Raw genomic sequence first — 6,504 nt, 5'->3', positions numbered from 1 at the left:
CTGGCACTGGCAACCCGCTTCAGCCACCTGCTGCTGGTGGGCGCGGGGCTTGGCGTGGTTCCCGGCTGCTTCGCCGCCGGCGTGGTCTACCTGCACAGGTTGACCCGCATCCCCTGCCTGGCGCTGACCACCGGGCTTCTGGTTCTGTGCGCATTGGGGATCGCCTTTGCCTATGTCTCAACCCCCCTGATCACGGACGCCTTCGGCTGGCGCTTTACCCCCCTGATGAGCATCGGCCTTATCCTCATTGCCGCCGGCCTCCTCGCCGCCCTTGGCGATCCCACTGAAACCCGCGTGTAACCCTTTCCTATCCCTTGGGGGGTAGATCCCGGTTATCTCGTGGTATCCATGCAGACCTGATACTTCTTATTGACCAGAATAGGGCCCATCAGCCTGAACATTGAGAAAGCTCAACGTTCAGGCAGCGCGGACAGGGCAAACCTGAGGAGATCAAGATGAGTAACTTTCTGGACCGACTGACGTTCTTCAAGCGCCAGAGGGAACCGTTCGCCGACGGCCACGGCGTGAGCGTGGACCAGGACAGGCGCTGGGAAGACGGCTACCGCTCGCGCTGGCAGCACGACAAGGTAGTGCGCTCCACCCACGGCGTGAACTGTACCGGGTCATGTTCCTGGAAGATCTACGTCAAGAACGGCCTGGTCACCTGGGAAACCCAGCAGACCGACTACCCGCGCACACGCCCGGGCCTGCCCAACCACGAACCGCGCGGCTGCGCCCGGGGCGCGAGCTTCTCGTGGTATATCTATTCCGCCAACCGCCTGAAGTATCCCATGGTGCGCCGCCACCTGGTCGAACTCTGGCGCGACGCGAAAAAGCAGCACAGCGACCCGGTTCAAGCCTGGGCGTCCATCGTCCAGGACCCGCAGAAAGCCCACGCCTACAAGTCCCGTCGGGGCCTGGGCGGCTTCGTGCGTGCCGACTGGACCGAAGTCCAGGAGATCATCGCCGCCGCCAACGTCTACACCGCGCGCGACTACGGCCCGGACCGGATCATTGGTTTCTCCCCGATCCCGGCCATGTCCATGGTCTCCTACGCCGCCGGCACCCGCTACCTGTCGCTGATCGGTGGCGTCTGCATGAGCTTCTACGACTGGTACTGCGACCTGCCGCCGGCCTCGCCGCAGACCTGGGGCGAGCAGACGGATGTGCCGGAATCCGCGGACTGGTTCAACTCCACCTTCCTGATGATGTGGGGCTCCAACGTGCCGCAGACGCGCACCCCGGACGCCCACTACATGACCGAGGCCCGCTACCGGGGCACCAAGACCGTCACCGTGACCCCGGACTACTCCGAGGCCTCCAAGTTCGGCGACATCTGGCTCAACCCCAAGCAGGGCACCGACTCGGCACTGGCCATGGCGCTGGGCCACGTCATCCTCAAGGAGTGGCACGTTGAGGGCCGGAGTGACTACTTCGACGACTACGTGCGCCGCTACACCGACCTGCCCTACCTGGTCATGCTCGACGAGGAAAACGGCAACACGGTACCCGGCCGCTTCCTGCGCGCCTCGGACCTGGCGAAGAACCTGGGCGAAGACGAGAATGCCGACTGGAAGACCATTGCCTGGGACGAGACCAGCAACAGCATGGTGGCACCGACCGGTTCCATCGGCTTCCGCTGGACCGAGACCAAGGGCAAGTGGAACCTCGAGCAGAAGACGGGCGACGGCAAGGACATCCACCTGAGTCTGAGCCACATCGACAACGCCGACGAAGTCAGCGACGTGGCCTTCCCCTACTTCGGGGGCGGCGGCAACCCGCACTTCTCCCACACCAGCCACGACCCGATCCAGAAGCGCCGGGTGCCCATGCGCACCATCACCCTGGCCGACGGCAGCAAGGCCCGCGTGGCCAGCGTCTTTGACCTGATGGTGGCCAACTACGGCATCGACCGCGGACTCGGCGGCAATCATGTGGCCAGTTCCTACGATGACGACGTGCCCTACACCCCCGCCTGGCAGGAAGCCATCACCGGTGTGCCGCGCGAGAAGGTCATCACCGTGGCGCAGCAGTTCGCCGAGAACGCCCACAAGACCCACGGCAAGTCCATGATCATCATCGGTGCCGCCATGAACCACTGGTACCACATGGACATGAACTACCGGGGCGTCATCAAGATGCTGATGATGTGCGGCTGCGTCGGCGTCTCCGGCGGCGGCTGGGCCCACTACGTGGGCCAGGAGAAGCTGCGCCCGCAGACCGGCTGGGCGCCCGTGGCCTTTGCGATGGACTGGCACCGTCCGCCGCGGCACATGAACTCCACCTCCTTCTTCTACGCCCACACCAGCCAGTGGCGTCATGAGACCGTGGGCATGGAGGAGATCCTATCGCCGCTGGTGGACCCGAAGGACTGGAACGGCTCCATGATCGACTACAACGTGCGCGCCGAGCGCATGGGCTGGCTGCCTTCAGCACCACAGCTTTCCCGCAACCCGTTGCAGGTGGCGCGTGAAGCGAAAGAAGCGGGCATGGAGATCAAGGACTACATCGTGCAGTCGCTGCGCGATGGCAGCCTCCAGTTCGCCAGCGAGGACCCGGACAACCCGGCCAACTTCCCGCGCAACATGTTCGTCTGGCGCTCCAACCTGCTGGGCTCCTCGGGCAAGGGCCACGAGTACTTCCTCAAGTACCTGCTCGGCACCGAGAACGGCCTCCAGGGCAAGGACCTGGACAGCATCCCGAACGCGGAGAAGCCCGAAGAGGTGCAGTGGCGCGACGCGGCCACCGGCAAGCTGGACCTGCTGACCACCCTGGACTTCCGGATGTCGACCACCTGCATGTACTCGGACATCGTGCTGCCAACCGCAACCTGGTACGAGAAGCACGACATGAACACCTCCGACATGCACCCCTTCATCCACCCGCTCACGGCGGCCGTGGATCCGGCTTGGGAGTCACGCTCGGACTGGGACATCTACCGGGGCATCGCGAAGAAATTCTCCGAGCTCTGCGTGGGCCACCTGGGTGAGGAAACCGACGTCACCACCCTGCCGCACATTCACGACACGCCGGCGGAAATGGCGCAGCCCAAGGACGTGAAGGACTGGAAGAAAGGTGAGTGCGAGCCCATCCCCGGCAAGACCATGCCCAATATGGTGACGGTGGAACGCAACTACCCCGAGACCTACAACCGCTTCACCGCGCTTGGCCCGCTCATGGACAACGTGGGCAATGGCGGTAAGGGCATCACCTGGAAGACCAACGAGGAGGTGGAATTCCTGGGCGATCTCAACGGCCGCGTTACTGAGAACGTCAGCACCAAGGGGCGCCCGAAGATCCGCACCGCCATCAATGCCTGCGAGACGATCCTGAGCCTGGCGCCGGAAACCAACGGCCACGTAGCGGTGCGCGCCTGGGATGCGATGAGCGAACAGACCGGTCGCGAGCATGCACATCTTGCCCGCCACCACGAGGGCGAGACCATCCGGTTCAACGACATCGTGGCCCAGCCGCGCAAGATCATCTCCTCGCCCACCTGGTCGGGCATCGAGTCCGAGAAGGTGAGCTACAACGCGGGCTGGACCAACATCAACGAGCTGATCCCGTGGCGGACCCTCACCGGACGCCAGCAGTTCTACCAGGATCACCTCTGGATGCGCGCCTTCGGCGAGACCCTGTGCGTCTACAAGCCGCCGATCGACATGAAGACCATCGACCCGATCCTGAACAAGAAGGGCAATGGCAACACCGAGATCGTGCTCAACTTCATCACGCCGCACCAGAAGTGGGGCATCCACAGCACCTACACGGACAACCTGCTGATGCTCACGCTCTCGCGCGGCGGCCCGATCGTCTGGATGAGCGAAACAGACGCGGCCAAGGCCGGGCTTGAGGACAACGACTGGATCGAGGTCTTCAACGTCAACGGCGCCATCACGGCCCGGGCGGTGGTGAGCCAGCGGGTGCCCGAGGGTATGTCGATGATGTACCACGCCCAGGAGAAAATCGTGAACACCCCCGGATCCGAGATCACCGGCAACCGCGGCGGCATTCACAACTCCGTGACCCGGGCCGTGCTCAAGCCGACCCACATGATCGGCGGCTACGCCCAGCAGAGCTACTTCTTCAACTATCACGGAACCGTGGGTTCCAACCGCGACGAATTCATCGTCGTCCGGAAGATGAGCAACATCGACTGGATGGACGAGGAATCCAGCGATGCCATGCGGACAGAGGGGGCATGACATGAGGATACGCGCACAGATCGGCAAGGTACTGAACCTGGACAAGTGCATTGGTTGCCATACCTGTTCAGTGACCTGCAAGAACGTCTGGACCTCCCGCGAGGGCATGGAATACGCCTGGTTCAACAACGTTGAGACCAAGCCCGGCGTGGGCTACCCCAAGGAGTGGGAGAACCAGGAACGCTGGAAAGGCGGCTGGAAGCGCCTTGACGACGGCAGCATCCAGCCGCGCATCGGCGGGCGCTGGCGGGTACTGGCGAACATCTTCGCCAACCCGGACATGCCGGCCATCGACGATTACTACGAGCCTTTCGACTTCGACTACGCCCACCTTCAGAAGGCGGGCGACTCGAAGACCATGCCCACGGCCCGGCCACGCTCGCTGCTGACCGGCAAGCGCATGGAGAAGATCGAATGGGGCCCGAACTGGGAAGAGATCCTGGGCACGGAATTCAAGCACCGTTCGAAAGACTACAACTTCGAGGGCGTGCAGAAGGAGATCTACGGCCAGTTCGAGAACACCTTCATGATGTACCTGCCCCGGCTGTGCGAACACTGCCTCAACCCCACCTGTGTGGCGTCCTGCCCGAGCGGCGCCATCTACAAGCGGGAAGAGGACGGCATCGTGCTGATCGACCAGGACAAGTGCCGCGGCTGGCGCATGTGCGTCTCCGGCTGCCCGTACAAGAAGATCTACTACAACTGGAAATCCGGCAAGTCCGAGAAGTGCACCTTCTGCTACCCGCGCATCGAAGTGGGCCAGCCGACCGTGTGCTCCGAGACCTGCGTGGGCCGGATCCGCTACCTGGGCGTGATGCTCTACGATGCCGACCGCATCGAGGAAGCAGCCAGCACACCGAATGAGCAGGATCTCTACGAAGCTCAGATGGACGTCTTCCTCAACCCCCATGACCCGGAGATTGAGGCCGAAGCACGGCGCCAGGGCATCCCGGACGACTGGCTGGAAGCCGCCAAGAACTCCCCGGTCTACAAGATGGCCATGGAGTGGAAAGTCGCCTTCCCGCTGCACCCGGAATACCGGACGCTGCCCATGGTGTGGTACGCCCCGCCGCTGTCGCCCATCCAATCCGCTGCCGAGTCCGGCCGCATCGGCTACAACGGCGCGATCCCGGACGTGGACCAGCTGCGCATCCCGGTGCGTTACCTGGCCAACATGCTCACCGCCGGTGAAGAACAACCCATCACCCACGCCCTTGAACGGATGCTGGCCATGCGGGCCTTCATGCGCGGGCGCAACGTGGATGGCGTTGAGGACACCGAGGTGCTGGAGCGGGTCGGCCTGGACGTGGCGACAGTCGAGGAGATGTTCCGCTACATGGCCATCGCCGACTACGAGGACCGCTTCGTGATCCCGACCAACAAGCGCGAGTACGCCCACTCCATGTACGACGGCCAGACCGAGCGCGGTGGCTGTGGCTTCAGCTTCGGCAGTGGCTGCAACGCCGGCGGCGGCGAGGATGCCGACGTCTTCGGCGGCAAGCCCAACAACAAGCGCAACTTCTTTTCCGTTCGCGTCGAGAAGATGGGCAACTGAGGAGATCATCATGAAGACACTGCACGCCATCGCCCATCTCATGGCCTACCCGACAGGGCCCATGCACGAGGCCCTGCCGGAGCTGGCCGAGGTCATCCGCAGCGAATCGCGGCTCGGGGAAGCCCCCCGTGACGAGCTTCTGGCGCTGATCGACGACCTGGCGGCCCGCCCGCTGGGCGAAATCCAGGAGAACTACGTGAGCCTGTTCGACCGCGGCCGCCACCTGTCACTGCACCTGTTCGAGCACGTACACGGTGAATCCCGGGACCGCGGCCAGGCCATGGTCGACCTGATGGAACACTACCGCCTGCACGGCTACGAGCTGGACGCAAAGGAACTGCCGGACTACATCCCGCTGTTCCTGGAATACCTCTCTACCCAGGACGAAACCGAGATCACCGATATGCTCGGTGACGCCATGCCCGTGATGGTACTGCTCGGGGCCCGCCTGGAGGAAAAGGAATCCCCCTATGCCGCCCTCTTCCACGCGCTGGAAGCCATCGGCGGCAGCTGCGAGCAGGCCCGCGACATGCGGGAACTGGCCGCCAACGAGGGCCCGGACGAATCCATCACCAAGATGGACGAAATCTGGGAAGAGGAACAGGTCACCTTCCTCGGCAATAACGACCCGGCCGGCGGTGGCTGCGGCAACACCAGCCCCGGCCCCGCCACCACACCCACGGACGAGATCCCTGTGCGCTGGGTGGACAACCCCGGCGCCCAGGCCGCCGGCCAACGCTGATT

At 63.8% G+C, this 6,504-nt stretch carries 4 protein-coding genes; all 4 read left to right on the top strand.

What is annotated here, in order from left to right; translation table 11 throughout:
• Positions 1-300, top strand: a 300-nt coding sequence (locus tag QZ501_RS07760) for a hypothetical protein (protein WP_295718563.1), incomplete at its 5' end; no start/stop codon positions are given.
• Positions 301-455: 155 nt separating this feature from the next.
• Complete coding sequence (locus QZ501_RS07755) at positions 456-4,205, top strand: nitrate reductase subunit alpha (RefSeq protein ID WP_295718561.1); 3,750 nt, start codon at positions 456-458, stop codon at positions 4,203-4,205.
• A 1-nt stretch (position 4,206) separates the two neighbouring features.
• Positions 4,207-5,760, top strand: coding sequence for a nitrate reductase subunit beta (gene narH / locus QZ501_RS07750; protein ID WP_095616313.1), 1,554 nt, complete (start codon positions 4,207-4,209; stop codon positions 5,758-5,760).
• A gap of 10 nt (positions 5,761-5,770) precedes the next feature.
• Positions 5,771-6,502 carry a nitrate reductase molybdenum cofactor assembly chaperone gene (gene narJ / locus QZ501_RS07745; RefSeq protein ID WP_160898328.1) on the top strand — a complete coding sequence of 244 codons (732 nt, stop codon included), beginning with the start codon at positions 5,771-5,773 and terminating at the stop codon, positions 6,500-6,502.
• Positions 6,503-6,504: the final 2 nt, after the last annotated feature.

Origin of the sequence: uncultured Halovibrio sp., assembly GCF_913056445.1 — a bacterium.
GTDB lineage: Bacteria > Pseudomonadota > Gammaproteobacteria > Pseudomonadales > Oleiphilaceae > Halospina > Halospina utahensis_B.
This window is presented reverse-complemented; position numbering and strand designations above follow the sequence as displayed.